Source organism: Gilvimarinus sp. 1_MG-2023 (assembly GCF_030548285.1).
In genome coordinates this window covers 1-257 of sequence record NZ_JAUOSC010001274.1, presented here as the reverse complement: position 1 = coordinate 257, position 257 = coordinate 1, and the positions used below count along the sequence as shown (strand labels likewise).

The 257-nt window shown below is 54.5% G+C and carries 1 pseudogene; it reads left to right on the top strand.

Going from position 1 to position 257, the window contains the following annotated elements:
• Window positions 1-257: pseudogene (locus tag Q4563_RS20965) on the top strand (hypothetical protein); the annotation flags it as partial.

Below are 257 nucleotides of genomic sequence, written 5' to 3'. Positions count from 1 at the left end.
GCCAGAAGCTTTCGCCTTCTGCCGGGAAGCCAGACGTCGAGTGATGGGGATGCGTCACTTTGACGTCCAGCTGATTGGTGGTGTTACCCTGCATGAAGGCCGTATTGCCGAGATGCGTACCGGCGAAGGTAAAACCCTGGTGGGTACCTTGCCAACCTATCTGAATGCTTTGACAGGCAAATGCGTCAGTGTCGTTACCTTGAACGATTATCTCGCGCGTCGTGATGCCGAGTGGATGCGTCCACTGTATGAATACC